A 26,423-nucleotide genomic window follows, 5' to 3' on the forward strand; every position below is an offset into this window, starting at 1 on the left:
CGCTAATTTGCCGCCTGAGGGGATCTTTAACCCCTGCAGGCATATGTTTTTAGTATCCACCAGATATAATACAGCACGAATGGTACCACCAACATGGGTGGCCTGCCCTGAACACAACGGAGAAAGCATGTCCGACACACCTTTATTGAGCCTTGTGGTCGCCGTCTATAACGGTGAAAAATTCCTGAGTGCATTTTTCGACAGCATCAAAGCTCAACATCTGGACAGTCTGGAACTTGTCGTTGTGGACGATGGGTCAAGCGATAACTCTGCGGCCATCATTGCGCAATACGCCAGTGAATTCCCGTATTACAAGGTTATCGAACAGACCAACCAGGGCGTATCTGCTGCCCGTAATACCGGTCTGGCTGAGGCCACAGGCGAGTATGTCGCGTTCCCGGACATCGACGATGTGATCTACCCGGGCATGTACCCACGTCTGCTGGAGATGGCGAAGAAAAACGATCTCGACGTCGCCACCTGTAACGGCACCTATATTTACGATGACGGCAGACCTGCGAAAAAAATCTTCCCGTCTGACAAGCTGCAATCCACAGACGTGCTGGACGGCCCAACCTGGCTTCAGCGCGCGCTGGCATCACGTAAATTCCTGCATGTGACCTGGCTTAATATTTATCGCCACGCCTTTATTAAAGCGCAGGGATTCACGTTTGAGCATGGGCTGCGCCATCAGGATATTCCGTGGACGACCGAAGTGCTGCTGACCGCCAAACGCGTTCAGTACACAGACGAAACGTTCTATGACTACCTCATCCATTCTGCATCGGTATCACACACGCCAGGTACCGATGACACGCGGATGCGTAACGCGCGCCACTATATGAAAATCCTTGAGATGCTGGACGTTATCAACCAGCGCTACCCGGATGCCGTGCGCCGCGTGCCGGCCTGCCAGTGGCAAATTGCGAAAGAGGGTCTGGGGATCCTGCACGCGATTAACAACATTGGCGATACGGCCAAAAAGCGTGAAATTATCCAGGAGCTGTTCGATCGCGGTATCTGGACGCTTATCTGGAAAAACGCCCGTGGGCTTCGCCAGCACTGGCGCCTGGGTCGCCGTTATTTCCGTTTAAAGCGGTATCTGGCATAAGAGATAGCTTTACCTGGCTTAAATGCTTAGAATTTGCCCGCCGAAACTAAAAAAAACGGATAATCGCTTGGAATTGTTGTATACCGCCCTGCTCTACATCATTCAGCCACTGGTGTGGCTGCGACTGTTGCTTCGTAGCCGTAAAGCGCCTGCGTACCGAAAACGCTGGGCTGAACGCTATGGCTATTGCCGCAATAAAGTCGCCCCGGACGGTATTTTGCTGCATTCCGTTTCTGTTGGCGAAACGCTGGCGGCGATTCCGCTGGTACGTGCCCTGCGCCACCGTTACCCCTCTTTGCCGATCACCGTCACCACCATGACGCCGACCGGCTCTGAGCGCGTGATGTCCGCATTTGGCAAAGACGTGCATCACGTCTATCTGCCTTACGATCTGCCCTGCGCCATGAACCGTTTCCTGAATACCGTTCGCCCTAAGCTTGTGATCGTGATGGAAACCGAGCTGTGGCCGAATATGATTTCTGCCCTTCATGCCCGTAAAATCCCGCTGGTTATTGCCAACGCGCGCCTCTCTGAGCGCTCGGCTAAAGGTTACGGCAAGCTGGGTAAATTTATGCGTCGTCTGCTTGGCAAGATCACACTGATTGCCGCGCAAAACGAAGAAGACGCTGCGCGCTTTGTCTCTCTTGGTCTCAAACGCAACCAGCTTGCGGTGACCGGCAGCCTGAAATTCGATATTTCGGTCACGCCTGAGCTTGCCGCACGCGCTGTTACGTTGCGTCGCCAGTGGGCCCCGCGCCGCCAGGTCTGGATTGCCACCAGTACCCACGACGGCGAAGAAGAGGTCATCCTGCAAGCGCACCGTAAGCTGCTGGAAAAATTCCCGGATTTACTGCTGATTCTGGTGCCGCGTCACCCGGAACGTTTCAAAGACGCCCGCGAGATGGTGCAGAAAGGCGGTTTCAGTTTCACCCTGCGTAGCAGCGGCGAGATCCCGTCCAGCAGCACCCAGGTGGTAATTGGCGATACAATGGGCGAACTGATGCTGCTGTACGGTATTGCCGACCTCGCCTTTGTGGGCGGCAGCCTGGTCGAACGTGGCGGTCATAACCCACTGGAGCCTGCGGCGCACGCTATTCCGGTGCTGATGGGCCCGCATACATTTAATTTCAAAGATATCTGCGCTAAATTGCAGCAAGCCGATGGCTTAATTACCGTAACCGACGCGGATTCGGTGGTCAAAGAGGTGTCAAATCTGCTGACCGACGAAGATTACCGTCTGTGGTACGGCCGCCATGCCGTCGAGGTGCTGCATCAGAACCAGGGCGCACTGACCCGTCTGCTGCAACTTCTTCAACCTTATCTGCCTCAGCGGAGCCATTAATGTCTCAGCGTCTGTCGGTCGTCATGATCGCCAAAAACGCCGCCGACCTGCTTCCCGATTGCCTGGCCTCTGTGGCCTGGGCTGACGAAATTGTCCTCCTCGATTCAGGCAGTGAGGACAACACGGCAGAGATAGCCCGTGCAGCAGGCGTGAAGGTGTACACCAATACGGACTGGCAGGGTTATGGCGTGCAGCGTCAACGCGCGCAATCTTACGCGACCGGTGACTATGTGCTGATGATCGACACCGACGAGCGCATTACGCCAGAGCTTCAGCTGGCGATTCAGGGCGTGCTCGCCGCGCCTCAGTCAGACGCTGTATACAGCATCGCGCGTCGTAACTATTTTCTCGGCCGGTTTATGCGCCACAGCGGCTGGTATCCTGACCGCGTGATGCGCCTGTATGAACGCGAGCGTTACCAGTACAACGATAACCTTGTGCATGAATCCCTGGCCTGCGATAACGCGCCGGTAGTCGCCTTAAACGGTGATTTACTGCACCTGACCTGCCGCGATTTCGCCAGCTTCCAGCGTAAACAGCTCAATTACGCGACCGCATGGGCACAGGAACGCCATCAGCGTGGCAAGAAAGCAACGCTGACCGGTATTTTCACCCATACGATCGGGGCATTTCTGAAAACCCTGCTGCTGCGTGGCGGCGTGCTGGACGGAAAACAGGGCTGGTTACTGGCGGTCGTGAATGCCCAGTATACTTTTAACAAATACACCGAGCTGTGGGCGCTGAGCCGCGGCTACTCAGAGAAAGCGTGAGCCATGAGCACAAAAGCGATTTATCCGGGTACCTTCGATCCAATCACCAACGGCCATCTTGATATCATCACCCGTGCGGCAAGCATGTTTGATAAGGTGATTCTGGCGATTGCCGCCAGCCCAAGCAAAAAGCCAATGTTCGATCTGCCCGAGCGCGTACAGCTCGCTACTGATGCGATTTCACATCTGTCGAACGTTGAGGTCGTGGGATTCAGCGATCTGATGGCCAACTTCGCCCGCACCCAGCAGGCTAATATCCTGATCCGTGGGCTACGCGCGGTGGCTGACTTCGAGTATGAGATGCAGCTGGCGCACATGAATCGCCATCTGATGCCAGATCTGGAGAGCGTGTTCCTGATGCCATCAAAAGAGTGGTCGTTTATCTCTTCCACGCTGGTGAAAGAGGTCGCCCGTCATCACGGCGATGTGACCCACTTCCTGCCGGTGAATGTCCATCAGGCGCTGATGGAAAAGCTTAAGTAGCCGTCAGATTACCGGGCGGCGTTACGCTTGCCCGGCTGGCAACTGCATTACTTCTGGCACTGGCGGCAGTAGAACGTGGCACGCTGAGCGTGCTTCGTGGCAATAATCGGTGTTCCACACACTCTGCACGGCTCGCCCTTACGGCCATACACCTGCAACTCCTGCGCAAAATAGCCCGGCTTACCGTCACTTTGCAGGAAATCCTTCAGCGTCGTTCCGCCCTGCTCAATTGAGCGCAGCAGTACCGCTTTAATCACTCTGACCAGCAGCTCGCACTCCTGTGCCGACAGCGACGACGCCAGGCGGTCGGGATGAATGCCCGCAGCAAACAGGGATTCACTGGCGTAGATATTGCCCACGCCCACCACCAGCTTGTTATCCATCAGCCAGGGTTTGATCGGGGTTTTCTTCTTCGCGCACTTCTCTTTCAGGTAGTCTGCGTTAAAGGCGTCAGACAGCGGTTCAGGCCCCAAATGTGCCAGCACGCTATGCCCTTCAAGCTCTTTGGTCCACAACCACGCCCCAAAGCGACGCGGGTCGGTGTAGCGCAGGACTTTGCCATTGCTCATCACCAGGTCCACATGGTCGTGTTTTTCGGCGGGTAATTCTTCACTGAGAATACGCAGGCTCCCGGACATCCCCAGGTGGATAATTATCCAGCCATCCGGTAGTTCCAGCAGCAGATACTTGGCTCGGCGCTGCACGCTCAGAATCGGTTTATCACTCAGGGCGTGGATCTCGTCGGAAACCGGCCAGCGTAGACGGCCATTGCGCACGACAGCATGAAGAATGGTCGCGCCAACCAGATGGGGTTCAATACCGCGGCGGCTGGTCTCTACCTCAGGTAATTCAGGCATGGTTCCTCCGTTGAGAGAGTCAGAATGCAAAAAACCCCGCAGAAGCGGGGTTTTTCAATACAAGGAGACTAAAATTATTTAATTTTAGCTTCTTTGTACAGTACATGCTGGCGTACAACTGGATCGAATTTTTTCAGTTCCAGTTTTTCCGGCTTAGTACGTTTGTTCTTCGTGGTGGTGTAGAAGTGACCTGTACCAGCAGAAGAAACCAGCTTGATTTTCTCGCGAATACCTTTAGCCATGATTTATTTCCTCTTTAAGTACTTAGTACTTTTCGCCACGGGCACGCAGTTCGGACAGAACTGTATCGATGCCTTTCTTATCAATAACACGCATACCTTTAGCAGATACACGCAGGGTGACAAAACGCTTCTCGCTCTCAACCCAGAAACGGTGAGAGTGCAGGTTCGGCAGGAAACGGCGTTTAGTCGCGTTCAGTGCGTGGGAACGGTTGTTACCGGTCACCGGACGCTTGCCAGTAACTTGGCAGACTCGGGACATGTCTATTCTCCAAAAATCAAATTAGCTCGAGCTTCGTATGGGGTATCGGCGCCTCGTCAGGCTTTACAGCCCGGTCATCGCAGTTCTAAGCGAACTCTCGATTGCCAGGCCCAATTGCCAAACCCGAGATTCTCAAAGGTGGCGTAGTATACGCTGACTCGGCGATGTGCTCAAGTCCCGAACAGACAAAGATCCCGATGGATCGCGTGAAATGGTCTAAATCCAACCATGTTCTGCAAAAGAAACGTACTCTCCGCGACCAATTATCAGATGGTCCAGCACACGAATGTCCATGAATTGACAGCATTTGATAATGCGCGCGGTGATCTCTTTGTCGGCTCTGCTCGGTTGCGCACAGCCTGAGGGGTGATTATGCGCGAGGATCACGGCGGCTGCATTCACTTTTATCGCTTCCCGCACAATTTCTCGCGGATGGACCTCAACGTGGTTCAGCGTTCCCGAAAACAGATGGCAGTGCTTCAGCACCCGATTTTTATTGTCGAGGAAGATCGCCATAAAGATCTCGCGCTCGGCATCCGTCAGCTGGCTTTGCAGGAATTCTCTCGTCATGTCAGGGGTTAAGAGCGAATCCTCTTCCAGCATCCGCACGCTGTAAAAACGCCGGGCAAGCTCTGCAATGCCTTTCAGTTGGGCATATTTCGCCACACCGATACCCTCAACATGCTTAAACTCTGCCAGATCGGCAGTCAGTAAGCCGTATAGCGAACCAAAGTGTTGCAGCAGCTCGCGCGCCAGAGTGAAAACCGTTTTCCCTGGTGTACCAGTGCGTAAAAACAGTGCCAGCAGCTCATCATCCGTTAGCGACGTAATGCCAAAATTCAGCATTTTTTCACGCGGCAGCATGGGTGAAATATGTTCCATATCCCTGTCTCCTTGTGGTTGCCGTCTATGCTGCCACAGGCCAGTACTGCGTTCGACGCACAGTTTTCATTCTTGCGTAACGCCTCGCAAAGTGACCGAAGGACAAAATCACCCCGCTTTTGGGAATGTGATAAAATGCCCGCTCTCTGGTGAAACCCAACAGGAAAGAATCATGATGAGCCTGGCCGGTAAAAAAATCGTTCTTGGCGTGAGCGGCGGTATCGCTGCCTATAAAGCGCCGGAGCTGGTACGCCGCTTGCGCGAGCGCGGGGCCGATGTGCGGGTCGCGATAACGGAAGGCGGTAAAGCCTTTATCACTCCCCTGAGCCTACAGGCCGTTTCAGGATACCCGGTATCAGACAGCCTGCTAGACCCGGCTGCCGAAGCCGCGATGGGCCATATTGAGCTGGGCAAATGGGCAGACCTGGTTATTCTTGCCCCGGCAACGGCCGACCTGATTGCGCGCGTTGCCGCAGGCATGGCAAACGACCTGGTATCGACAATTTGCCTGGCAACACCTGCACCTGTTGCGGTGGTTCCCGCCATGAACCAGCAGATGTACCGTAATGCCGCCACCCAGCATAATCTGGATACCCTGGCCGCACGTGGTCTGCTGATTTGGGGGCCAGACAGCGGTAGCCAGGCCTGTGGCGATATCGGCCCAGGGCGAATGCTCGACCCGTTGACGATTGTGGATATGGCCGCCGCCCATTTTGCGCCTGTCAACGATCTGCAACATCTCAACATCATGATTACCGCGGGCCCAACGCGCGAGCCGCTGGATCCGGTGCGCTATATCACCAATCACAGCTCCGGTAAGATGGGCTTTGCCATTGCTCAGGCCGCGGCAAAACGCGGGGCAAACGTCACGCTGGTGAGTGGCCCGGTGTCACTGCCGACGCCGCCTTTTGTACAGCGCATTGATGTAACAACGGCGCTGGAAATGGAAGCGGCCGTGCAGGCTCACGCGCAAAACCAGCAGATTTTTATCGGCTGTGCGGCGGTGGCTGATTACCGTGCAGAGACCATTGCTGATGCGAAAATCAAAAAGCAAGGCGATGAATTAACAATAAAAATGGTGAAAAACCCGGATATCGTTGCCGGTGTTGCTTCTCTGAAAAACCACCGTCCTTATGTTGTTGGGTTTGCCGCAGAAACGAATAATGTGGAAGAATATGCCCGGCAAAAACGTACCCGCAAAAACCTCGATTTGATTTGCGCGAACGACGTATCGCTGGCCACTCAAGGATTTAACAGCGACAGCAACGCACTGCACCTTTTCTGGCAGGATGGAGATAAAGTCTTACCGCTTGAGCGCAAGGAACTCCTGGGCCAACAATTACTGGACGAGATCGTTACCCGTTATGATGAAAAAAATCGACGTTAAGATTCTGGACCCGCGTGTTGGTCAGCAATTTCCGCTGCCAACCTATGCCACCTCCGGCTCAGCCGGTCTTGACCTGCGTGCCTGTCTCGATGACGCCGTAGAACTGGCGCCGGGTGCAACCACCCTGCTCCCGACCGGGCTGGCGATTCACATTGCTGACCCGTCGCTGGCAGCGGTGATCCTGCCTCGCTCTGGCCTGGGTCACAAGCATGGTATCGTGCTGGGTAACCTGGTGGGTCTTATCGACTCTGACTATCAGGGTCAACTGATGGTTTCCGTCTGGAACCGTGGTCAGGACAGCTTCACCATTGAACCGGGCGAACGCATCGCGCAGATGGTATTTGTACCGGTGGTGCAGGCAGAATTTAACCTGGTGGAAGACTTTGATGCCACCGACCGCGGCGAAGGCGGCTTCGGCCATTCCGGGCGTAAATAATCGCCCAATAAAGACGCGTCCCACAGCGCCATAATGCAATAAAAAACCGCAAACGCCAGTTTGCGGTCGCTGCGTGGATGCCAGCCTGGCAAGTGATTATTTTCAGGGGTATTTTGTAACATGGCAGAAAAACAAACTGCGAAAAGGAATCGTCGCGAAGAAATACTTCAATCTCTGGCTCTGATGCTTGAATCCAGCGATGGCAGTCAACGCATCACCACTGCAAAACTGGCCGCTTCTGTTGGCGTGTCAGAGGCAGCGCTATACCGTCATTTTCCCAGCAAAACCCGGATGTTTGACAGCCTGATCGAGTTTATCGAAGACAGCCTGATCACGCGCATCAACCTGATTCTGAAAGATGAGAAAGACACCACCGCGCGTCTGCGTCTGATTGTGCTGTTGATTCTGGGTTTTGGCGAACGTAACCCAGGTTTAACCCGCATTCTGACGGGCCACGCACTGATGTTTGAACAGGACAGACTCCAGGGCCGCATTAATCAGCTCTTTGAACGCATCGAAGCGCAGCTACGCCAGGTACTGCGAGAGAAGAAAATGCGCGAAGGTGAAGGGTATGTCACTGACGAAACGCTGCTGGCAAGTCAGATCCTGGCGTTTTGCGAGGGTATGCTCTCCCGCTTTGTGCGCAGCGAATTCAAATACTGTCCAACGGACGATTTTGACGCCCGCTGGCCGTTAGTGGCGGCGCAATTGCAGTAGTATTCAGGCCCGGTGAGCGTTACGTCACCGGGCAATTGAATTACACGCCGAAAGCTTCCCGATACGCACGCACCGATGCCAGGTGGTCCGCCATCTCTGGTTTTTCTTCCAGATACGCAATCAGGTCTTTCAGAGTGATGATTGACGTCACTTTGCAGCCATAATCACGCTCCACTTCCTGAATAGCAGAAATTTCGCCGCGTCCACGCTCCTGACGATCCAGAGAGATCAGCACGCCCGCAAGCGTTGCGCCGTTTGCCTGGATGATTTCCATTGATTCGCGGATCGCTGTACCCGCAGTGATCACATCGTCCACCAGCATCACACGGCCTTGCAGCGCACTGCCCACCAGGTTGCCACCTTCACCGTGGGTTTTAGCCTCTTTACGGTTAAAGCAGTACGGCACATCGCGGTCGTGGTGTTCCGCAAGCGCAACAGCAGTAGTCGTCGCAATCGGGATACCTTTGTAAGCAGGGCCAAACAGCAGGTCGAAATCAATCCCTGAATCCACCAGCGCTTCTGCGTAGAAACGGCCTAACAGTGCCAGATCACGCCCGGTATTAAACAGCCCGGCATTGAAGAAATAGGGGCTTTTACGCCCGGATTTCAGCGTAAATTCGCCAAACTTAAGTACCTGCTTGTTAAGCGCAAACTCAATAAACTGGCGCTGATACGGTTTCATGGGCTTACTCCTCAAATGACTTTTTGTTTTTCTACGGACAAAAAAAAGGCGACTCATCAGTCGCCTTTAAAATCAATTTTCTAACGCCGCCTTCTGCGTCGTTACAATGGATTCGATTCCCCCTCGGGCCAAAGCCAGCAAGGTAAGAAGCTCTTCGTGAGTGAACGGCTCGCCTTCTGCCGTGCCCTGCACTTCAATAATTCGACCATCTTCGGTCATGACCACGTTCATGTCGGTTTCTGCGGCAGAATCTTCAACGTATTCCAGGTCGCAGAGCGCTTCGCCATTCACTATACCCACAGAAACCGCAGCAACCATCCCTTTCAGTGGATTGGTTTTCAGTTTGCCCGCAGCAACCAGATTATTCAGGGCATCAGCCAGTGCAACACAAGCACCGGTGATGGACGCCGTACGCGTACCGCCGTCGGCCTGGATAACATCGCAGTCCAGGGTAATGGTGAACTCACCCAGCGTTTTCAGATCTACCGCGGCGCGCAGCGCACGTGCGATCAGGCGCTGAATTTCCATGGTACGGCCGCCCTGCTTACCCTTCGCCGCTTCACGCGCGTTACGGGTATGGGTTGAACGCGGCAACATGCCGTATTCCGCGGTGATCCAGCCCTGGCCCTGACCTTTCAGGAAACGCGGTACACCTTCTTCGATGGACGCGGTGCACAGAACTTTGGTATCACCAAATTCAACCAGCACGGAGCCTTCAGCGTGTTTTGTATAGTTACGGGTCAGGGTGACGGGGCGCACCTGATTGGCGCTACGACCTGCTGGACGCATGATGAATTCTCCGGCTTGAAACGAATGTGGCTGCGCATTATACGGATTAAACGCGCTTATTCCTATCCTGACAAAGTCCTGAAAGCTATAATCCCCCCATCTCTCCTTTAAAAACGGGAATGTCTATGATCCGCAGTATGACCGCCTACGCCCGGCGTGAAATCAAGGGCAGCTGGGGCAGCGCGACCTGGGAAATGCGCTCGGTAAACCAGCGCTACCTGGAAACTTATTTCCGTATGCCGGAGCAGTTCCGCAGCCTTGAGCCTGTTGTGCGTGAGCGTATCCGTACTCGCCTGACGCGCGGTAAAGTTGAATGTAACCTGCGCTTTGAGCCCGATGCCAGCGCACAGGGCGAACTGATCCTCAACGAAAAACTGGCAAAACAGCTCGTCAATGCGGCGAACTGGGTCAAAATGCAGAGCGATGAAGGCGAAATCAATCCGGTTGATATTCTGCGCTGGCCTGGCGTCATGGCCGCCGGTGAACAGGATCTGGATGCTATCGCTGCGGAAATCCTTGCCGCTCTCGATGGCACCCTGGATGACTTTATCGTTGCCCGTGAAACGGAAGGTCAGGCGCTGAAAGCCCTGATTGAGCAACGCCTTGAAGGTGTCAGCACCGAAGTCACCAAAGTCCGTGCCCATATGCCAGAAGTGCTGCAATGGCAGCGCGAGCGCCTGGTGGCGAAGCTGGAAGAAGCCGAAGTTCAGTTAGAAAACAACCGTCTGGAACAAGAGCTGGTGCTGATGGCGCAGCGCGTGGACGTTGCAGAAGAGCTGGACCGTCTGGAAGCGCACGTGAAAGAAACCTACAACATTCTGAAGAAGAAAGAAGCTGTAGGTCGTCGCCTCGATTTTATGATGCAGGAGTTTAACCGCGAGTCGAACACTCTGGCGTCTAAATCCATCAATTCCGACGTCACTAATTCTGCCATTGAGCTGAAAGTGCTTATTGAGCAGATGCGCGAGCAGATCCAGAACATCGAATAATCTCCCGCAGTCACGTGAGAAAAGGCCACTGTAAACAGTGGCCTTTTTCATTTTGAGCCCTCGAAAAATGCTCGTCCGATTTTCGGTTGTGAGAGCTGTGCCTGACGCGGCACATTCATACTGCACATCACAACAGGAGAAAATCATGGACTTCAACGCACTTCACCATCAGCCCCAGCCATTGCTTATCGCCAACGTCTGGAATGCCAGCAGCGCTCTCGCCGCCGAGCAGGCGGGATATCAGGCACTGGGTACGTCCAGCGCCGCTATTGCCACGATGTTAGGGTATGAAGACGGCGAAGGCATGAGTTTTGACGAGTTGTTCTTTATCGTTTCCCGCATCAAAGCAGTTACAGAGTTGCCCTTAAGCGTGGATCTTGAAGCAGGCTACGGCGATACCACTGACCAGGTGATTGAGAATATTCACCGCCTGGCGCACCTGGGCGTAGTGGGGATCAATATTGAAGACAGCCGGGTTGTTAATCACGAACGCAGCCTGGTGGATGCAATAAACTTTGCCGACAAGCTGCGCGAGCTGACCCAGGCCTGCCCCGGTATATTTTTTAATGTGCGTACCGATACGTTTTTACTTAGCTGTGAAAATACGCTGGAAGAGACGCTCTATCGTGGCCGGTTATATACCGAGCAGGGCGCTCACGGATTATTTGTCCCTTGCGTGACCCGTTCTGACGATATTGCCGCCCTTGCCAGCGAAATTGCAGTACCTTTAAACGTGATGTGTATGCCTTCATTGCCAGATTTCAGTACTCTGTCCTCACTGGGTGTAAAGCGCATTTCGATGGGTAATTTTATCCATGCTACCCTGCAAACGCGGCTCACAGATTTACTCTGTAAGATCCAGGAAAACCACTCTTTCTCGGACGTTTTTGACTATGAAAATAACCGATAATACCCAGTGCGATATCTGGTATCAGGCATTACTCAACCGTGCAGAAGAATTTACCGGCGTTTTTTTCGTGGGCGTTAAAACTACCGGCGTGTTTTGCATTTCGGTATGCCGTGCGCGAAAACCCAAACGAGAGAACGTTGAATTTTATACTGATTTCAAATCCGCTCTGGATGCCGGGTTTCGCCCGTGCAAGGTGTGTCGCCCAACAGAGAACGCCAGTAGTGCGCCCGATTTCATTGAACACGCGCTAAAGCTGCTACGCGTACAACCCAAAGAACGCGTCAGCGATACTGAACTGCGTCAGAACGGCATCAGCCCGGAGCGGGTACGGCGCTGGTTCCTGCAAAACCACGGGATAACGTTTCAGGCCTTTCAGCGAATGCAGCGGGTTAACGTGGCGCTACAGGAGCTAAAAACCGGTCGCTCAGCGACTGACGTTGCGTTCGACAATGGTTACGGATCCTTAAGCGGTTTTGGCTACACCTGTAAAAAACTGACGGGCTCCTCGCCCGGTACACGCAAAGAAATAATCCTCATTCATCGCTTTACTACCCCTCTGGGCCCAATGTTTGTCTGCGCCACTGAGCGCGGGGTTTGTCTGCTGGAATTTGTCGACCGTCGGGCGCTGGAAACCGAATTCAGGGATCTGCAACACCTGTTCAATGCGAACATTATCGCAGGGGAAAACGCCCATACCCGCCAGGCTGAGAAAGAAATGGGGGAATACTTTGCCGGCGTGCGGCAATCATTCGATGTGGCGCTTGATACACCCGGCAGCGAGTTCCAGCGAAGCGTCTGGGAGGGATTACAGGGCATTTCGTTTGGTGATACCGCACATTATCAGGCCCTTGCGACGGAGATTGGCAAACCGACTGCCGTGCGCGCTGTTGCCTCAGCGAATGGCGCGAATCGTGTCGCGATTGTTATCCCGTGCCATCGCATAATTGGCAAGGATGGCTCTATGACCGGTTACGGCGGAGGAATTGCGCGTAAAGCGTGGTTGATTAGCCACGAAGATAAAATCAGGAAAGCGCATCTCTGAGCATTCCGTTGTACCCGCCAGGCGGTATATCGCGGTCAGAAAAAAGCCCCAGAGGGGCTTTTTTTATAGCGTAACCACAATCTTGCCAAATGGTCCGCTGTCCAGACGCGCCAGTGCTTCAGGGAGTTGTTCCAGCGTCCAGGTGCTGTCGATTACAGGTTTGATACGTGTAGCATCCACAGCATGAACAAGGTCGGCCAATGCCCTGCGGTGACCCACACCAATGCCCTGAATCACAGCAGACTTCATCAACATCAGCCCACCCGGTACAACGATATCGGATCCTTCCAGCACGCCAATCAGCGACACGCGTCCTCCGGGGGCAACAACGGCGACAGAGCGCGCGACATTTGAGCCTCCCACCGTATCCACCACATGATCAATACCCCGATGGTGGCTAAGCTCAAGTACCTGCTCAACCCAGTCGCCCTGAAGCCGGTTTATCCCAAAATCGGCGCCCAGTGCCTTCGCGCTTGCGAGTTTGTCTTCGCCAGATGAGGTCACGTAAACCGTCGCTCCCTGAGCTTTGGCGATTTGCAGGGCAAACAGGGCAACGCCACCTGTACCCTGGACCAGAACCGAATCCCCCGCTTTTAGTTGCCCCTGCTCCACCAGGGCAAACCAGGCCGTCAACCCTGCACAGGGCAGCGTACTCGCTTCAACATCACTGAGGCTTTCAGGTGAGGCCACCAGCCAGTTTTCGTTGACCACAATCTGTTGCGCCAGCATTCCGGGATACGCGCCACCAAGTGCTGCACCGTGAGGCTTACCTGCGCTGCCAGGACGTTTACCCTCGATCCAATCAGGGAAAAATGAAGAGATAACCCGATCGCCTGGCGTAAACTGGCTTACGTTATCCCCCACCGCTTCAACAACGCCGGCCATATCCGACGCTGGCGTCAGCGGGAAAACAGCAGGCATAGCGCCTTCAATAATCAGCTTATCGCGATAGTTCAGGGCAACCGCGTTGACCCTGACACGCACCTCATGCGGCCCCGGCGCTGTCAGCGTTTGTGTCTGAAGAGAGAGTTTATCGCGTCCGGCCGAGTTCATTGTCCAGTACTTCATCTTTTTCATCCTTATTTGCTAAACGATGGAACAAGGATAACGTTGCAATTAACTCAACAGTGCTGATACTTTTTCCTCATATTGGTGCCTCAGGAGCGACAATGCTTAACCGGTTTGATGGTATCGACCTTTTCCTGCAAGTGGTTGAAAGCGGCAGCTTTGCCAGGGCAGCGGAGCGGCTACATCTGTCGCGCTCTGCTGTGGGTAAAAGCATCGCACGGCTCGAAAGCAGGCTCGGGGTCAGGCTGTTTCAGCGCACCACCCGCAGCCAAACGCTGACGGCTGAGGGTGAGCTTCTTCTTGAACACGCTCAACGCGCTCATGGCGAAATGGAATCAGCACGAGCGCTTCTGGAAAGCGGCAAACAGGTTTTACGCGGACGCTTACGCGTATCCTTGCCCGTGTTGTTTGGGCGTCGTTGCGTGGCGCCTGTATTAATGGAGCTGGCTCGGGAGCATCCCGAGCTGATTCTGGAACTCTCCTTTAGCGATCGCGTGATTAATCTGGTGGACGAAGGTTTTGACTTCGCAGTGCGTAATGGTCAGCTGGGAGATAACGGCGAACTGGTTGCTCGCCAGCTATCGTGGCACGACATGCGGCTTTGCGCGGCACCATCTTACCTGGCCCGGTATGGCACACCGGATTCACCTGACAAGCTTATGCAACATCAGGCGATTTATTACATGAACAAATCCAGACCACTGGAGTGGCAGCTCACAATCCAGGGGCAGATGGAACGTTTCAGACCTGAAGGACGCCTGTTTATGGACGATCTGGATGCGATTGCCGATGCCGCTGAAGCCGGGGACGGGATTGCCTGGCTTCCTTACTGGCTCATTAACGAACGACTACACAGTAAACGTCTGGTTCAGATCCTTCCCGATACAGCCGGAGTCCGGCTTCCTATTCATGCGGTTTGGCCAAAAACGCGCTGGCTACCGCTCAAGGTTCGTATTGCTGTTGATCGCCTGCGCGAGAAACTGCCACTTCGCATCGCTTTAAAGGATTAGTTTTTTTAGGTAAAAAACAATCTAATCACTCAGTAAAACCAGACTAAATATGGAAATATAATCCATATAAAACAATATATTGAATTATTTATATTCAATAATTATTCATTACAAAAAATTATCAAAAACACGTCGCCTTAGAAAATCTCAATCGTGATCTTGCGCACAAATCGCTAACCTCCACACCTTCACACCGGAGGTTATATGCTGCTTCACATTCTTTATCTTATCGGGATCACCGCAGAAGCCATGACCGGCGCACTCGCTGCCGGACGTCGCCGCATGGATACTTTCGGCGTGATCATTATCGCCACCGCAACCGCACTCGGCGGTGGCTCCGTGCGCGATATACTGCTGGGCCATTACCCGCTCGGCTGGGTGAAAAACCCTGAATACGTGATTATTGTGGCAACGGCCGCGGTGTTAACCACGATTGTCGCCCCCGTAATGCCCCATCTGCGCCGGTTGTTTCTGGTGCTGGATGCGCTTGGGCTTATCGTCTTTTCGATTATTGGTGCCCAAATCGCGCTGGATATGGGTGAAGGCCCGGTTATTGCCATCATCGCTGCCGTAGTCACGGGGGTGTTCGGCGGCGTGCTGCGCGATATGTTCTGCAAACGCATTCCGTTAGTGTTCCAGAAAGAACTGTATGCCGGGATATCCTTTGCCGCAGCAGTGCTCTACGTTGCGTTGCAGCATTACGTGTCTAATCACGATGTGGTGGTTATCTCCACGCTGCTGTTTGGCTTTACCGCCCGGATGCTGGCGTTGCGCCTGAAACTCGGCCTGCCCGTTTTTCATTACAAGCACAACGCGCACTGACTTAAAATCCGTTGATGTGCTGCTCTGCAAGCCATTTTGCCAGCGCAGCAACCTCGGGCTGATGCAGCCAGTTAACGATTTGCCGCGCTTTTTCTTCTCCTGTCCCCGGTAACGCTCGCCAGTACGTAGTATTACGCTGGCTCATTTCCTGCCACGACAAACCTGTGGCCGCTTTCAGTGAAGCCTGAGGCAGTGGGATCCCCATCGCCGTGACCCAACGAATAAATGACCGTTCGCGTGTCAGGTTAAACCGATGCCATACCGCCAATCCGCGCGCGGCAGAGAACCCCGGTGTCGCCTGTAACTGCGCCTGAGTTAACGAAAGCCACGAAAAAATATGGTCAAAATGGTGAGTCTGATAAAGCGTTCTCCAGGCAGACTCCCCCACGCCTTCAATATCCAGCACCGGTTTTGAACTTAACCACGTCAGCCTGGCGATAAATTGTTCCATGCACTCCGGGGATGCATAGAAGCAGGTCAGCGAATGGTAATTTGAGGGTGGCGGATTGGGTTTCTGCCGAAGCGGCCCCCGCCAGACAACTTTATCAACCCGGGGAATGCCCTGCCCGGCAAGGCTCACCAGGATCTGATCCCCTGGGGCAATATCCAGTTCCTGCCAGCGGGCCACAGAGCCCAGGTTAACCCGCTGAACACGTTTGTCGTCCAGCTGCACGGGCTCCAGCGCGGCAATAACTGAAATCTTGCCCGTTCTTCCCACGGTGAAACGAATATCCCTTACCTCCGCAACCTGCGAAACCGGCGCATATTTCCATGCCACCACCCAGTGCCCTTCTCCAGGTAGCCAGCGTTCACCCAGAGGCTCATTCGCTGAACGAACGACAATACCATCAGTGGCAAACGGGAGCGGGGAACTGAGCCACTGCGCACGTTGCTTCTCAACTTCATCCACTGAGCGGACGGGCAGCGTATAGCGCGCCGTCAGGGGGAACCCGGCCTCTTTTAACGCCGTAAGACGCTGCGGCATCGTTGCCGGACCATCCGGCCAGGCCCAGATAAACACACCAATACGGCTTAATTGCAATTTGTCGGTTTTTCGCATCAGGGCACCGGCGACTTTTGCCCGGGCATTCATTCCACCCATCTGCTTTTGAATATGGTTATCGCTCAGAAGGAATAACTCGCCCTGCAACACGCTGTTCGCCAGTGCGCCTTGCAGGTGACCAGGAACCGACGGTATTGCGCGAACCTGCTCAGTCCAGTCTTCCCCTTTGTTGCCGTCCCCACGGCTAATTGCCTGGGTTAACACCCCGTTGCGATAGACCAGCGTCACCGCCACACCATCGACTTTTGGCTGCACCCAGAGATCGCCGCGCACCTGCATCCACTGGCGAAGCGCCGCTTTATGCGCCACTTTTTGTACCCCTGTATGGGAAACAGGATGCTGAATATTCCCCGCCAGCACGGGGATCGCCACATCCGCAGGTTCGCTGCCAAAGCAACGCTGCCACTGTTTCAGCCGTGCAGTGAGCTGATCGTAGACTTCATCGCTGACCGGGCTGCTGCCTTGTTGCCAGTACGCATCGTTCCAGCGCTTAAGCTGCGCACTGAGCGTCGCTATTTCTTTGTCTGCTTTTGCTGGCGGCCAGACCGGGCAAACCGCCACGCTATACCCGCACCACAGCAACATCATCCCGCTTATCCATCGCCACATCGCTACCCCTCCATTGAATGGCCAGAGGTATAACCCGGTACGCGTCAGGGTGCTAACGTCAAAACATCAACCTGCGAGGCGTTATCCAGGATTTATTGCCGTTGCAGCAAACCGCATGTAAAACCGGAAAACGTTACGCAAAATTCAATAATCCAGGTGAAAAAGTGTGACAAAGGCTACGTCACAGGGCGGCGACGTGTATAATAAGCCCGTATGTAGGACTTCTTCGCTAACACATACAAAAGACTCTCATGGCTCAAGGCACGCTTTATATTGTTTCTGCCCCTAGTGGCGCGGGTAAATCCAGCCTTATTCAGGCACTGTTAAAAACCCAACCGTTGTACGACACGCAGGTTTCTGTTTCACACACCACGCGTCAACCGCGTCCGGGTGAAGTACACGGTGAACATTATTTCTTTGTGGATCACGACGAATTCAGAGCGATGATCGGCAGAGACGCGTTTCTTGAACATGCGGAAGTTTTCGGTAACTACTACGGAACCTCGCGTGAAACCATTGAGCAGGTTCTGGCAACTGGCGTAAATGTGTTCCTGGATATCGACTGGCAGGGTGCAGCGCAAATCCGCAAGAAAATGCCCGATTCGCGCAGCATCTTTATTTTACCGCCTTCGAAAGATGAGCTGGATCGCCGTCTGCGTGGCCGTGGCCAGGACAGCGAAGAAGTTATCGCAAAGCGTATGGAACAGGCAGTTGCAGAAATGAGCCATTACGCGGAATATGATTACCTTATTGTGAATGATGATTTTGATGCCGCACTGAGCGATCTCAAAACCATTCTTCGCGCAGAACGTCTGCGTATGAGCCGCCAGAAGCAGCGACATGACGCATTAATCACCAAACTGTTGGCAGACTGAACCCACTTTCAGTATCATGCCCAGTCATTTCTTCACCTGTGGAGCATTTTAAGTATGGCACGCGTAACTGTTCAGGACGCTGTAGAGAAAATTGGTAACCGTTTTGACCTGGTGCTGGTCGCCGCGCGTCGCGCTCGTCAGATGCAGGTAGGCGGCAAAGATCCGCTGGTACCGGAAGAAAACGATAAAACCACCGTTATTGCACTTCGCGAAATCGAAGAAGGTCTGATCAACAACCAGATCCTCGACGTGCGTGAGCGCCAGGAGCAGCAAGAGCAGGAAGCCGCAGAACTGCAGGCCGTAACCGCCATTGCTGAAGGTCGTCGTTAATTAAACCTGCGGGTCGCCCTTGTATCTGTTTGAAAGCCTGAATCAGCTGATTCAACACTACCTGCCGGAAGACCAAATTAAGCGTCTCCAGCAGGCGTATCTCGTTGCACGTGACGCTCACGAGGGCCAGACACGTTCAAGCGGTGAACCCTATATCACGCACCCGGTAGCGGTGGCCTGTATTCTGGCCGAGATGAAACTCGACTATGAAACCCTGATGGCCGCGCTGCTGCATGACGTGATCGAAGATACCCCCGCCACCTACCAGGATATGGAACAGCTGTTTGGCAAAAGCGTTGCCGAACTGGTGGAAGGGGTATCTAAGCTTGATAAGCTGAAATTCCGCGACAAGAAAGAGGCGCAAGCCGAAAACTTCCGCAAGATGATTATGGCGATGGTGCAGGATATCCGCGTCATACTCATCAAACTCGCTGACCGTACCCACAACATGCGCACGCTGGGCTCACTCCGCCCGGATAAACGTCGCCGCATTGCCCGTGAAACCCTCGAAATCTATAGCCCGCTGGCGCACCGTTTAGGTATCCATCACATTAAAACCGAGCTGGAAGAGCTGGGTTTTGAAGCGTTGTACCCAAACCGCTATCGCGTGATTAAAGAGGTGGTGAAAGCCGCACGCGGTAACCGTAAAGAGATGATTCAAAAAATCCTCTCTGAAATTGAAGGGCGTTTACAGGAAGCGGGAATTCCGTGCCGCGTCAGCGGTCGCGAAAAGCATCTGTACTCCATCTACTGCAAAATGGTGCTCAAAGAGCAGCGTTTTCACTCGATCATGGACATCTACGCGTTTCGCGTCATCGTGCACGATGCCGATACCTGCTATCGCGTACTGGGCCAGATGCACAGCCTCTACAAACCTCGTCCTGGTCGCGTCAAAGACTACATCGCCATTCCAAAAGCGAACGGCTATCAATCTTTGCATACCTCGATGATCGGCCCTCATGGCGTTCCTGTTGAAGTGCAGATCCGCACCGAAGACATGGACCAGATGGCAGAAATGGGTGTCGCGGCACACTGGGCGTATAAAGAGCACGGCGGTGAAAGTAGCACCACTGCACAGATCCGCGCGCAACGCTGGATGCAGAGCCTGCTCGAACTGCAACAGAGCGCTGGTAGCTCGTTTGAATTTATCGAGAGCGTTAAATCCGATCTCTTCCCGGATGAGATTTACGTTTTCACACCAGAGGGGCGCATTGTCGAGCTGCCTGCTGGTGCAACACCGGTCGACTTCGCTTACGCAGTCCATACCGATATCGGTCATGCCTGTGTTGGCGCACGTGTCGACAGACAGCCTTACCCGCTGTCTCAGCCGCTTTCAAGTGGTCAGACGGTGGAAATTATCACCGCGCCGGGCGCACGTCCGAACGCGGCATGGCTGAACTTTGTCGTCAGCTCCAAAGCACGCGCCAAAATTCGCCAGTTGCTGAAAAACCTCAAACGCGATGATTCGGTAAGCCTTGGCCGTCGTCTGCTCAACCACGCGTTGGGTGGCAGCCGTAAGCTTGCGGAGATCCCGAAAGAGAACATCCAGCGCGAGCTGGAGCGCATGAAACTTGCATCACTTGATGACCTGCTGGCAGAAATCGGCCTCGGCAACGCCATGAGCGTGGTCGTTGCGAAAAACCTGCAACAGGGTGATGCCTCTGCTGCGCCATCCACTACGCAAGGCCACGGTCACTTGCCGATCAAAGGCGCGGACGGGGTGCTTATCACCTTCGCCAAATGCTGCCGACCGATCCCGGGCGATCCGATTATTGCGCACGTCAGCCCGGGCAAAGGCCTGGTTATCCATCACGAATCCTGCCGTAACATCCGTGGCTACCAGAAAGAGCCAGAGAAGTTCATGGCGGTGGAGTGGGATAAAGAGACAGCGCAGGAATTTATCACCGAAATTAAGGTGGATATGTTCAACCATCAGGGTGCACTGGCTAACCTGACGGCGGCAATCAACACGGCCTCTTCAAATATTCAGAGCCTGAATACCGAAGAAAAAGATGGCCGTGTTTACAGCGCCTTTATCCGCCTGACGGCCCGTGACCGCGTGCATCTGGCAAACATTATGCGCAAAATCCGCGTGATGCCGGACGTGATTAAAGTCACCCGAAACAGAAACTAGTTTTATGAATGCACAACGTTATGCACGTATCTGCGAGATGCTCGCCAGGCGCCAACCGGACCTGACGGTCTGCATGGAGCAGGTCCATAAACCTCATAACGTCTCTGCGATTGTCCGTACCGCCGACGCCGTGGGCGTGCATGAAGTGCACGCCGTCTGGCCTGGTTCCCGGATGCGCAACATGGTTTCCGCAGCGGCAGGCAGCAACAGCTGGGTATCAGTGAAAAACCATCAGACCATCGGCGAAGCCGTTTCGCACCTGAAAGGACGCGGGATGCAGGTCCTTGCCACCAACCTGTCTGATAAAGCCGTCGACTTCCGCGAGATAGATTACACCCGCCCGACCTGCATTCTGATGGGTCAGGAGAAAACCGGGATCTCGCAAGAAGCGCTGGATCTGGCGGATCAGGACATCATCATCCCGATGATCGGCATGGTGCAATCGCTGAACGTCTCCGTGGCGTCTGCGCTCATTCTGTATGAGGCGCAACGCCAGCGTCAGAACGCCGGGATGTACAAACGCAGCAACAGCATGTTGCCGGAAGACGAACAGCAACGCCTGCTGTTTGAAGGCGGCTATCCGGTGCTGGCCCGCGTGGCGAAACAGAAAAAATTACCGTACCCCCACGTCAACGCGCAGGGCGAAATCGAAGCCGATGCCGAGTGGTGGTCCACCATGCAGTACGCAGGATAACCCATGAAAGGCCGCCTGCTGGATGCCATTCCGCTCAATACGCTGACAGGCGTGGGTGCGGCGCAAAGCAGCAAACTGGCGAAAATTGGCCTGCACACCGTGCAGGATCTCCTGCTTCACCTCCCCCTGCGTTACGAAGACCGCACCCAGTTGTATAAAATTGGCGATCTCCTTCCCGCGATTTACGCCACGGTTGAAGGTGAAGTACTGAACTGCAACATCACTTTCGGCGGTCGCCGGATGATGACCTGCCAGATAAGCGATGGCTCCGGTATCCTCACCATGCGCTTTTTCAACTTCAGCGCAGCAATGAAAAACAGCCTGGCCACTGGCCGGCGCGTGCTCGCGTACGGGGAAGCCAAACGCGGTAAATATGGCGCGGAGATGATCCACCCGGAATACCGTGTGCAGGGCGATCTCAGCACGCCGGAGCTACAGGAAACGCTCACCCCGGTTTACCCGACCACCGAAGGCATCAAACAAGCCACGTTGCGTAAGCTCACCGATCAGGCGCTGGAATTACTCGATACCTGCGCCATAACCGAACTGCTGCCGCCTGAGCTGGCGCAGGGGATGATGAGCCTGCCGCAAGCACTGCATACGCTGCATCGCCCACCTCCGTCGCTACAACTCAGTGATTTAGAAAGCGGTCAGCATCCGGCACAGCGGCGGCTTATCCTTGAAGAATTACTGGCGCATAACCTGAGTATGCTGGCACTGCGGGCGGGCGCGCAGCGCTTCCATGCTCAGCCGTTAAGCGCCCGTGATGATTTAAAAGATAAGCTGCTGGCATCACTGCCGTTTAAACCGACAGGCGCACAGGCGCGCGTTGTCGCCGAAATTGAACGTGATATGGCGCTTGATGTGCCAATGATGCGTCTGGTTCAGGGTGACGTGGGTTCCGGTAAAACACTGGTTGCTGCACTGGCCGCCCTGCGTGCGATTGCCCACGGCAAACAGGTGGCGCTGATGGCGCCTACCGAGCTTCTTGCAGAGCAACACGCAAACAACTTCCGCAACTGGTTTGCCCCGCTTGGCGTTGAAGTCGGCTGGCTCGCCGGTAAACAAAAGGGCAAAGCACGTCTTGCGCAACAGGACGCGATTGCCAGCGGCGAAGTGCAGATGATTGTCGGCACCCATGCCATCTTCCAGGAGCAGGTGCAGTTTAATGGTCTGGCCCTGGTGATCATCGACGAACAACACCGTTTTGGTGTGCATCAGCGTCTGGCGCTGTGGGAAAAGGGTCTTCAGCAGGGCTTCCATCCGCATCAGCTGATCATGACCGCAACACCGATCCCCCGCACTCTGGCGATGACCGCCTACGCCGATCTGGATACGTCGACCATCGACGAGCTGCCGCCGGGCCGTACGCCGGTCACCACGGTTGCCATCCCGGACACGCGCCGCAGCGACATCATCGACCGCGTCCGCAACGCCTGTACTCAGGAAGGCCGCCAGGCGTACTGGGTCTGCACGCTGATTGAAGAGTCAGAACTGCTTGAAGCGCAAGCGGCAGAGGCAACGTGGGAAGAACTGAAGCTGGCCCTGCCAGAGCTGAACGTGGGCCTGGTTCACGGCCGCATGAAGCCCGCCGAAAAACAGGCAGTAATGCAGTCATTCAAACAGGGTGATTTGCATTTGCTGATTGCCACCACGGTCATCGAAGTGGGCGTGGATGTTCCGAACTCCAGCCTGATGATCATTGAAAACCCGGAACGTCTTGGCCTTGCGCAACTCCACCAGCTGCGTGGCCGCGTCGGGCGCGGAGCCGTGGCTTCCCACTGCGTATTGCTCTACAAAGCCCCGCTTTCGAAAACGGCACAAATGCGTTTACAGGTATTACGCGACAGCAACGATGGCTTCGTGATTGCGCAAAAAGATCTGGAGATCCGCGGCCCTGGCGAATTGCTGGGCACCCGTCAGACGGGGAACGCCGAATTCAAAGTGGCCGATCTGCTGCGCGATCAGGCCATGATCCCCGAAGTTCAGCGCCTTGCCCGCCATATTCATGAACGCTACCCGGACCAGGCAAAAGCGCTTATTGAACGCTGGATGCCTGAAACCGAGCGCTATTCCAACGCCTGATATTAGGCAAACATTGGCAGCATCAGGTACAGCTTGATCACCAGCGCGTTGACGATATCAATAAAGAACGCCCCGACCATCGGAACCACCAGAAATGCCATATGAGAAGGCCCGAATCGCTCGGTGATCGCCTGCATGTTGGCGATAGCGGTGGGTGTCGCTCCCAGACCAAACCCGCAATGCCCCGCAGCCAGCACCGCTGCATCGTAGTTTTTACCCATCATGCGCCAGGTGACAAACATGGCATACAGGGCCATAAATATGGCCTGGACCGCCAGAATGGCGACCATCGGCAGCGCCAGAGAAGCCAGCTCCCACAGCTTGAGGCTCATCAGCGCCATCGCGAGGAACAGCGACAAGCAGACGTTGCCAAGCACCGAGACCGCGCGTTCGAACACGCGGTAGAAACCCATTGCGGCCAGGCCGTTACTCAGCACCACCCCGACAAACAGCACGCAAACAAAGGTCGGCAGTTCAAACGCCGAACCCGCCAGCCATTGCGCAACCACTTTGCCCACGGTCAGGCAGATGGCAATCATCGCAATGGTTTCAATCAGCACCAGCGAGGTGATATTGCGCCCGACATCCGGTTTTTCAAACGCCGTGGGCACCAGTTCATCGTCCGGTCTGCCGTCTGGTGTAGTGGAGTGTTTCACCAGATAGCGCGCCACCGGGCCGCCAATCAACCCGCCAAGTACCAGGCCGAAGGTTGCGCAGGCCATTGCCACTTCCGTTGCGTTTTCAAAGCCGTAACGCTCAATAAACAGCTTGCTCCACGCGGCACCGGTGCCATGTCCACCAGACAACGTGATTGACCCTGCCAGCAGCCCCATCAGCGGATCCAGCCCCAGCAACGTCGCCATGCCGATACCGATGGCGTTTTGCATCAATAACAGCCCAACCACCACAATCAGAAACACACCCAGCACTTTACCGCCCGCACGCAGGCTCGCCAGGTTGGCATTCAGGCCGATGGTGGCAAAGAAAGCCAGCATCAGGGGGTCTTTCAGGGACATATCAAAATCGATTTCCCAGCCCATGCTTTTTTTCAGCACCAGCAGGGCCAGCGCCACCAGTAAGCCACCGGCAACGGGTTCAGGAATGGTGTACTTCTTGAGAAGGGAAACACTGTGTACCAGTTTACGGCCAAGCAGTAAGACCAGCGTTGCGGCAACAAGGGTCGACAACGTATCGAGGTGAATCATAGAAGGCTCCTTATTCTGCGCGTATTCCATCCATACGCGGCGTTATCCTGGCTGGTTTGCGCTCGTCATGAGCCCCCAGCGCAAAAAGTGTAATTTTTTTTCCTGATGGGGTGTAGAAAAGGTGCCCGCTGCGGCAGATTTTCTTATCTTTTTTTGCTGGCAATCGTTTGCTTTTACCAACTGGTCAGATAAAATGCCCGCTTTTCTACCGTGGGATTGCTGCCGATGTCCGTTAACACCATAGAGTCTCCCGATGCGCAACCGATTGCGCAGTCGCGAAACAGTGAATTGATCTACCGCCTTGAAGATCGCCCACCGCTGCCTCAAACCTTGTTCGCCGCTTGTCAGCATTTACTGGCGATGTTTGTTGCGGTGATCACGCCGGCTCTGCTGATTTGCCAGGCGCTTGGTTTACCGGCTCAGGACACACAACACATCATCAGCATGTCCCTGTTCGCCTCTGGCGTGGCCTCGATTATTCAGATTAAAGCGTGGGGTCCGGTGGGATCGGGTTTGCTGTCGATTCAGGGCACCAGTTTTAACTTTGTGGCACCGCTGATTATGGGCGGCACAGCGCTGAAAACCGGTGGTGCAGATGTCCCGACCATGATGGCGGCGCTGTTCGGCACACTGATGCTGGCAAGCTGCACGGAAATGGTTATCTCCCGCGTACTGCACCTGGCGCGCCGCGTGATTACCCCGCTGGTATCCGGCGTGGTGGTGATGATTATCGGCCTGTCTCTGATTCAGGTTGGCCTGACTTCCATCGGCGGCGGTTATGGCGCAATGGCCGACCACACCTTCGGCGCACCGAAAAACCTGCTGCTGGCAGGCGTGGTGCTGGCGATCATTATTCTGCTTAACCGTCAGCGTAACCCTTACCTGCGTGTCGCGTCACTGGTGATCGCCATGGCGGCCGGTTATCTGCTGGCATGGGCACTGGGAATGCTGCCGGAAAATACTGCGCCAGCCAGCAGTGCATTCATCACCATCCCGACCCCGCTGTACTACGGCCTGGGCATAGACTGGAGTCTGCTGGTGCCACTGATGCTGGTCTTTATGATCACCTCGCTGGAAACCATCGGTGATATTACTGCCACGTCTGATGTCTCTGAGCAGCCGGTTTCTGGCCCGCTGTACATGAAACGCCTGAAGGGCGGCGTGCTGGCAAACGGCCTGAACTCGTTTGTCTCTGCGGTGTTCAACACCTTCCCGAACTCCTGCTTCGGCCAGAATAACGGCGTGATCCAGCTGACCGGCGTTGCCAGTCGTTATGTTGGTTTTGTGGTGGCGCTGATGCTGATCGTACTCGGCCTGTTCCCGGCGGTGAGTGGTTTTGTGCAGCACATTCCTGAGCCTGTGCTTGGCGGCGCAACGCTGGTGATGTTCGGGACTATCGCTGCATCGGGTGTGCGCATTGTCTCGCGCGAGCCGCTGAACCGCCGCGCGATCATGATTATCGCGCTGTCTCTGGCTGTCGGCCTGGGCGTGTCTCAGCAGCCGCTGATCCTGCAGTTCGCCCCGGACTGGCTGAAAAACCTGCTCTCTTCCGGCATCGCGGCTGGCGGTATTACAGCCATCGTACTGAACCTCGTTTTCCCGCCTGAAAAAAATTGATCGCCATCACGGC

The 26,423-nt window shown here is 54.8% G+C and carries 27 protein-coding genes; 18 read left to right on the forward strand and 9 right to left on the reverse strand.

The window, feature by feature from the left end:
- The first annotated feature begins 127 nt into the window (after positions 1 to 127).
- The 4 genes from F3J30_RS18390 (at position 128) to coaD (ending at position 3,706) form a co-directional block, all read left to right on the forward strand.
- Complete coding sequence (locus F3J30_RS18390) at positions 128 to 1,111, forward strand: glycosyltransferase (RefSeq protein ID WP_166718139.1); 984 nt, start codon at positions 128 to 130, stop codon at positions 1,109 to 1,111.
- A gap of 67 nt (positions 1,112 to 1,178) precedes the next feature.
- On the forward strand, positions 1,179 to 2,453 hold the full coding sequence (waaA, locus tag F3J30_RS18395) for a lipid IV(A) 3-deoxy-D-manno-octulosonic acid transferase (RefSeq protein ID WP_166718140.1): 1,275 nt from the start codon (positions 1,179 to 1,181) through the stop codon (positions 2,451 to 2,453).
- Positions 2,453 to 3,223, forward strand: coding sequence for a glycosyltransferase family 2 protein (locus tag F3J30_RS18400; RefSeq protein WP_166718141.1), 771 nt, complete (start codon positions 2,453 to 2,455; stop codon positions 3,221 to 3,223). The genes waaA and F3J30_RS18400 overlap by 1 nt, the downstream gene beginning before the upstream one ends.
- Before the next feature lie 3 nt (positions 3,224 to 3,226).
- Complete coding sequence (gene coaD / locus F3J30_RS18405; protein WP_166718142.1) at positions 3,227 to 3,706, forward strand: pantetheine-phosphate adenylyltransferase; 480 nt, start codon at positions 3,227 to 3,229, stop codon at positions 3,704 to 3,706.
- Between the two features lie 47 nt (positions 3,707 to 3,753).
- Here the strand turns inward: coaD and mutM are convergent, their stop codons facing one another.
- The 4 genes from mutM to radC all read right to left on the reverse strand — a co-directional run bounded on the left by mutM (position 3,754) and on the right by radC (position 5,946).
- Positions 3,754 to 4,563, reverse strand: coding sequence for a bifunctional DNA-formamidopyrimidine glycosylase/DNA-(apurinic or apyrimidinic site) lyase (gene mutM, locus F3J30_RS18410; RefSeq protein WP_166718143.1), 810 nt, complete (start codon positions 4,561 to 4,563; stop codon positions 3,754 to 3,756).
- Positions 4,564 to 4,637: 74 nt separating this feature from the next.
- Positions 4,638 to 4,805, reverse strand: coding sequence for a 50S ribosomal protein L33 (gene rpmG, locus F3J30_RS18415; RefSeq protein WP_003024094.1), 168 nt, complete (start codon positions 4,803 to 4,805; stop codon positions 4,638 to 4,640).
- A 22-nt stretch (positions 4,806 to 4,827) separates the two neighbouring features.
- The gene (gene rpmB / locus F3J30_RS18420) at positions 4,828 to 5,064 is read right to left on the reverse strand and encodes a 50S ribosomal protein L28 (protein ID WP_002436699.1); all 237 of its coding nucleotides are present in this window, start codon (positions 5,062 to 5,064) and stop codon (positions 4,828 to 4,830) included.
- Between the two features lie 216 nt (positions 5,065 to 5,280).
- Positions 5,281 to 5,946, reverse strand: a complete 666-nt coding sequence (gene radC, locus F3J30_RS18425; protein WP_166718144.1) for a DNA repair protein RadC — start codon at positions 5,944 to 5,946, stop codon at positions 5,281 to 5,283.
- A 175-nt stretch (positions 5,947 to 6,121) separates the two neighbouring features.
- On the opposite strand from radC, the gene coaBC reads away from it, so the two are divergent.
- The 3 genes from coaBC to slmA all read left to right on the forward strand — a co-directional run bounded on the left by coaBC (position 6,122) and on the right by slmA (position 8,486).
- The gene (coaBC, locus tag F3J30_RS18430; protein ID WP_166718235.1) at positions 6,122 to 7,333 is read left to right on the forward strand and encodes a bifunctional phosphopantothenoylcysteine decarboxylase/phosphopantothenate--cysteine ligase CoaBC; all 1,212 of its coding nucleotides are present in this window, start codon (positions 6,122 to 6,124) and stop codon (positions 7,331 to 7,333) included.
- On the forward strand, positions 7,311 to 7,769 hold the full coding sequence (gene dut, locus F3J30_RS18435; protein WP_014068349.1) for a dUTP diphosphatase: 459 nt from the start codon (positions 7,311 to 7,313) through the stop codon (positions 7,767 to 7,769). The genes coaBC and dut overlap by 23 nt, the downstream gene beginning before the upstream one ends.
- A 120-nt stretch (positions 7,770 to 7,889) precedes the next feature.
- Entirely contained in the window at positions 7,890 to 8,486 is a 597-nt protein-coding gene (gene slmA / locus F3J30_RS18440; RefSeq protein ID WP_166718145.1) for a nucleoid occlusion factor SlmA, read from the forward strand.
- A gap of 40 nt (positions 8,487 to 8,526) precedes the next feature.
- Here slmA and pyrE read toward each other — a convergent pair whose 3' ends face one another.
- Together pyrE and rph are read right to left on the reverse strand one after the other, a co-directional pair.
- Positions 8,527 to 9,168, reverse strand: a complete 642-nt coding sequence (pyrE, locus tag F3J30_RS18445) for an orotate phosphoribosyltransferase (protein ID WP_166718146.1) — start codon at positions 9,166 to 9,168, stop codon at positions 8,527 to 8,529.
- A gap of 72 nt (positions 9,169 to 9,240) precedes the next feature.
- Positions 9,241 to 9,957, reverse strand: coding sequence for a ribonuclease PH (gene rph / locus F3J30_RS18450; RefSeq protein WP_014068346.1), 717 nt, complete (start codon positions 9,955 to 9,957; stop codon positions 9,241 to 9,243).
- Positions 9,958 to 10,082: 125 nt separating this feature from the next.
- Here rph and F3J30_RS18455 point away from each other — a divergent pair, with 125 nt between their 5' ends.
- The 3 genes from F3J30_RS18455 (at position 10,083) to F3J30_RS18465 (ending at position 12,898) form a co-directional block, all read left to right on the forward strand.
- Positions 10,083 to 10,946: a YicC/YloC family endoribonuclease gene (locus F3J30_RS18455; RefSeq protein ID WP_014068345.1), complete on the forward strand. Its 864-nt coding sequence runs from the start codon at positions 10,083 to 10,085 to the stop codon at positions 10,944 to 10,946.
- A 145-nt stretch (positions 10,947 to 11,091) separates the two neighbouring features.
- The gene (locus tag F3J30_RS18460; RefSeq protein ID WP_166718147.1) at positions 11,092 to 11,856 is read left to right on the forward strand and encodes an isocitrate lyase/phosphoenolpyruvate mutase family protein; all 765 of its coding nucleotides are present in this window, start codon (positions 11,092 to 11,094) and stop codon (positions 11,854 to 11,856) included.
- Positions 11,840 to 12,898, forward strand: a complete 1,059-nt coding sequence (locus tag F3J30_RS18465; RefSeq protein WP_166718148.1) for a methylated-DNA--[protein]-cysteine S-methyltransferase — start codon at positions 11,840 to 11,842, stop codon at positions 12,896 to 12,898. Before F3J30_RS18460 ends, F3J30_RS18465 begins: the two co-directional genes overlap by 17 nt.
- A gap of 63 nt (positions 12,899 to 12,961) precedes the next feature.
- Here F3J30_RS18465 and F3J30_RS18470 read toward each other — a convergent pair whose 3' ends face one another.
- Positions 12,962 to 13,975 carry an NAD(P)-dependent alcohol dehydrogenase gene (locus F3J30_RS18470; RefSeq protein ID WP_166718149.1) on the reverse strand — a complete coding sequence of 338 codons (1,014 nt, stop codon included), beginning with the start codon at positions 13,973 to 13,975 and terminating at the stop codon, positions 12,962 to 12,964.
- 92 nt (positions 13,976 to 14,067) lie between these two features.
- Here F3J30_RS18470 and F3J30_RS18475 point away from each other — a divergent pair, with 92 nt between their 5' ends.
- Positions 14,068 to 14,976 (forward strand): LysR family transcriptional regulator, encoded by a 909-nt coding sequence (locus tag F3J30_RS18475; RefSeq protein ID WP_166718150.1) that lies wholly within the window; start codon positions 14,068 to 14,070, stop codon positions 14,974 to 14,976.
- 204 nt (positions 14,977 to 15,180) lie between these two features.
- Complete coding sequence (locus F3J30_RS18480) at positions 15,181 to 15,798, forward strand: trimeric intracellular cation channel family protein (RefSeq protein WP_014068340.1); 618 nt, start codon at positions 15,181 to 15,183, stop codon at positions 15,796 to 15,798.
- Between the two features lies 1 nt (position 15,799).
- Here F3J30_RS18480 and ligB read toward each other — a convergent pair whose 3' ends face one another.
- A complete protein-coding gene (ligB, locus tag F3J30_RS18485; protein ID WP_166718151.1) occupies positions 15,800 to 17,470 on the reverse strand; it encodes an NAD-dependent DNA ligase LigB in 1,671 nt (556 codons plus the stop codon).
- A 251-nt stretch (positions 17,471 to 17,721) separates the two neighbouring features.
- On the opposite strand from ligB, the gene gmk reads away from it, so the two are divergent.
- Genes gmk through recG form a run of 5 tightly spaced genes read left to right on the forward strand, consistent with a single transcriptional unit; the run spans position 17,722 to position 23,588 of the window.
- Positions 17,722 to 18,345, forward strand: a complete 624-nt coding sequence (gene gmk / locus F3J30_RS18490; protein ID WP_166718152.1) for a guanylate kinase — start codon at positions 17,722 to 17,724, stop codon at positions 18,343 to 18,345.
- A 54-nt stretch (positions 18,346 to 18,399) separates the two neighbouring features.
- Complete coding sequence (rpoZ, locus tag F3J30_RS18495) at positions 18,400 to 18,675, forward strand: DNA-directed RNA polymerase subunit omega (protein ID WP_000135058.1); 276 nt, start codon at positions 18,400 to 18,402, stop codon at positions 18,673 to 18,675.
- 19 nt (positions 18,676 to 18,694) lie between these two features.
- Positions 18,695 to 20,809: a bifunctional GTP diphosphokinase/guanosine-3',5'-bis pyrophosphate 3'-pyrophosphohydrolase gene (spoT, locus tag F3J30_RS18500; protein WP_014068337.1), complete on the forward strand. Its 2,115-nt coding sequence runs from the start codon at positions 18,695 to 18,697 to the stop codon at positions 20,807 to 20,809.
- A gap of 4 nt (positions 20,810 to 20,813) precedes the next feature.
- Entirely contained in the window at positions 20,814 to 21,503 is a 690-nt protein-coding gene (gene trmH, locus F3J30_RS18505) for a tRNA (guanosine(18)-2'-O)-methyltransferase TrmH (RefSeq protein ID WP_014068336.1), read from the forward strand.
- 3 nt (positions 21,504 to 21,506) lie between these two features.
- A complete protein-coding gene (gene recG, locus F3J30_RS18510) occupies positions 21,507 to 23,588 on the forward strand; it encodes an ATP-dependent DNA helicase RecG (protein WP_166718153.1) in 2,082 nt (693 codons plus the stop codon).
- Between the two features lie 2 nt (positions 23,589 to 23,590).
- Here recG and gltS read toward each other — a convergent pair whose 3' ends face one another.
- Positions 23,591 to 24,793, reverse strand: coding sequence for a sodium/glutamate symporter (gene gltS / locus F3J30_RS18515; RefSeq protein WP_166718154.1), 1,203 nt, complete (start codon positions 24,791 to 24,793; stop codon positions 23,591 to 23,593).
- 225 nt (positions 24,794 to 25,018) lie between these two features.
- Between gltS and F3J30_RS18520 the strand changes: the two genes are divergently transcribed.
- Positions 25,019 to 26,410: a uracil-xanthine permease family protein gene (locus tag F3J30_RS18520; RefSeq protein ID WP_014068333.1), complete on the forward strand. Its 1,392-nt coding sequence runs from the start codon at positions 25,019 to 25,021 to the stop codon at positions 26,408 to 26,410.
- Positions 26,411 to 26,423 lie beyond the last annotated feature (13 nt).

Source organism: Enterobacter sp. Tr-810 (assembly GCF_011752765.1).
Taxonomy (GTDB): Bacteria; Pseudomonadota; Gammaproteobacteria; order Enterobacterales; family Enterobacteriaceae; genus Enterobacter; species Enterobacter soli.

Bases quoted from the DNA above. Each gene is read 5' to 3' on its own strand.
- F3J30_RS18460 (WP_166718147.1), top strand. From the start codon at position 11,092: ATGGACTTCAACGCACTTCACCATCAGCCCCAGCCATTGCTTATCGCC.
- rpmG (WP_003024094.1), bottom strand. From the start codon at position 4,805: ATGGCTAAAGGTATTCGCGAGAAAATCAAGCTGGTTTCTTCTGCTGGT.
- pyrE (WP_166718146.1), bottom strand. From the start codon at position 9,168: ATGAAACCGTATCAGCGCCAGTTTATTGAGTTTGCGCTTAACAAGCAG.
- F3J30_RS18520 (WP_014068333.1), top strand. From the start codon at position 25,019: ATGTCCGTTAACACCATAGAGTCTCCCGATGCGCAACCGATTGCGCAG.
- rpoZ (WP_000135058.1), top strand. From the start codon at position 18,400: ATGGCACGCGTAACTGTTCAGGACGCTGTAGAGAAAATTGGTAACCGT.
- radC (WP_166718144.1), bottom strand. From the start codon at position 5,946: ATGGAACATATTTCACCCATGCTGCCGCGTGAAAAAATGCTGAATTTT.
- F3J30_RS18400 (WP_166718141.1), top strand. From the start codon at position 2,453: ATGTCTCAGCGTCTGTCGGTCGTCATGATCGCCAAAAACGCCGCCGAC.
- rph (WP_014068346.1), bottom strand. From the start codon at position 9,957: ATGCGTCCAGCAGGTCGTAGCGCCAATCAGGTGCGCCCCGTCACCCTG.
- slmA (WP_166718145.1), top strand. From the start codon at position 7,890: ATGGCAGAAAAACAAACTGCGAAAAGGAATCGTCGCGAAGAAATACTT.
- F3J30_RS18455 (WP_014068345.1), top strand. From the start codon at position 10,083: ATGATCCGCAGTATGACCGCCTACGCCCGGCGTGAAATCAAGGGCAGC.
- F3J30_RS18390 (WP_166718139.1), top strand. From the start codon at position 128: ATGTCCGACACACCTTTATTGAGCCTTGTGGTCGCCGTCTATAACGGT.
- F3J30_RS18475 (WP_166718150.1), top strand. From the start codon at position 14,068: ATGCTTAACCGGTTTGATGGTATCGACCTTTTCCTGCAAGTGGTTGAA.
- gmk (WP_166718152.1), top strand. From the start codon at position 17,722: ATGGCTCAAGGCACGCTTTATATTGTTTCTGCCCCTAGTGGCGCGGGT.
- mutM (WP_166718143.1), bottom strand. From the start codon at position 4,563: ATGCCTGAATTACCTGAGGTAGAGACCAGCCGCCGCGGTATTGAACCC.
- ligB (WP_166718151.1), bottom strand. From the start codon at position 17,470: ATGTGGCGATGGATAAGCGGGATGATGTTGCTGTGGTGCGGGTATAGC.
- rpmB (WP_002436699.1), bottom strand. From the start codon at position 5,064: ATGTCCCGAGTCTGCCAAGTTACTGGCAAGCGTCCGGTGACCGGTAAC.
- recG (WP_166718153.1), top strand. From the start codon at position 21,507: ATGAAAGGCCGCCTGCTGGATGCCATTCCGCTCAATACGCTGACAGGC.
- F3J30_RS18480 (WP_014068340.1), top strand. From the start codon at position 15,181: ATGCTGCTTCACATTCTTTATCTTATCGGGATCACCGCAGAAGCCATG.
- coaD (WP_166718142.1), top strand. From the start codon at position 3,227: ATGAGCACAAAAGCGATTTATCCGGGTACCTTCGATCCAATCACCAAC.
- coaBC (WP_166718235.1), top strand. From the start codon at position 6,122: ATGAGCCTGGCCGGTAAAAAAATCGTTCTTGGCGTGAGCGGCGGTATC.
- dut (WP_014068349.1), top strand. From the start codon at position 7,311: ATGATGAAAAAAATCGACGTTAAGATTCTGGACCCGCGTGTTGGTCAG.
- trmH (WP_014068336.1), top strand. From the start codon at position 20,814: ATGAATGCACAACGTTATGCACGTATCTGCGAGATGCTCGCCAGGCGC.
- gltS (WP_166718154.1), bottom strand. From the start codon at position 24,793: ATGATTCACCTCGATACGTTGTCGACCCTTGTTGCCGCAACGCTGGTC.
- F3J30_RS18465 (WP_166718148.1), top strand. From the start codon at position 11,840: ATGAAAATAACCGATAATACCCAGTGCGATATCTGGTATCAGGCATTA.
- F3J30_RS18470 (WP_166718149.1), bottom strand. From the start codon at position 13,975: ATGAAAAAGATGAAGTACTGGACAATGAACTCGGCCGGACGCGATAAA.